General features: G+C 51.1%; 2 tRNA genes and 2 rRNA genes. All 4 read right to left on the reverse strand.

The features are described from left to right. Window positions 1–138: 138 nt before the first annotated feature. Window positions 139–214: transfer RNA gene (locus KQJ23_RS23560), tRNA-Ala, on the reverse strand. A gap of 93 nt (window positions 215–307) precedes the next feature. After that, window positions 308–384 (reverse strand) — tRNA-Ile (locus KQJ23_RS23565). Window positions 385–424: 40 nt separating this feature from the next. After that, a 5S ribosomal RNA gene (rrf, locus tag KQJ23_RS23570) occupies window positions 425–541 on the reverse strand. Between the two features lie 156 nt (window positions 542–697). Then, window positions 698–760: ribosomal RNA gene (locus KQJ23_RS23575) — 16S ribosomal RNA — on the reverse strand; the annotation flags it as partial.

The following is a 760-nucleotide window of genomic DNA, read 5'->3' on the forward strand; positions in this document are numbered from 1 at the left end:
CCCCAGTCCCAAAACTTTCGCATCTGTATTCACTACCGATTACTTCACTTGCTGTGACACAAGTTCAGCTAAAAGGAATGTTCTAATTCGCAGATTCTTCGTTTCGTTATCCAGTTTTCAAGGATCAAGGTAATCTTATGGTGGAGCCAAGCGGGATCGAACCGCTGACCTCCTGCTTGCAAGGCAGGCGCTCTCCCAGCTGAGCTATGGCCCCATATTCACCCCAAAAAGTGACGACATGCTCCGAAGTTTATTCCGAATACTTTTCGAGGACCCCGACAAGCATGAAGTTTAATTATGGGTTAGATGGTGGGCCCTAGTGGACTCGAACCACCGACCTCACCCTTATCAGGGGTGCGCTCTAACCAACTGAGCTAAGGGCCCATAATCGGGATATTTAATTGCAAAACCCTTAAAGGGATGCGCTTGGCAACGTCCTACTCTCCCAGGACCCTTCGGTCCAAGTACCATCGGCGCTGGAGGGCTTAACGGTCGTGTTCGGGATGGGTACGCGTGGAACCCCTCCGCCATCGCCACCAAACGCGCGAGAGTTGAACTCTCAAAACTGACCAACGAGTGAGTAACAGGCCTAAGACCTGATTTGGTTGCTTTGCTTACGCAAAGCGATTGGATCCGGCAGCTTGCGCTGACCGAACCTATTTGAATGTCTTCGCTCTCCGAAGACGATTCTCCATAGAAAGGAGGTGATCCAGCCGCACCTTCCGATACGGCTACCTTGTTACGACTTCACCCCAATCAT

The sequence above is a fragment of the Paenibacillus brevis genome (assembly GCF_018919145.1).
Taxonomy (GTDB): Bacteria; Bacillota; Bacilli; order Paenibacillales; family Paenibacillaceae; genus Fontibacillus; species Fontibacillus brevis.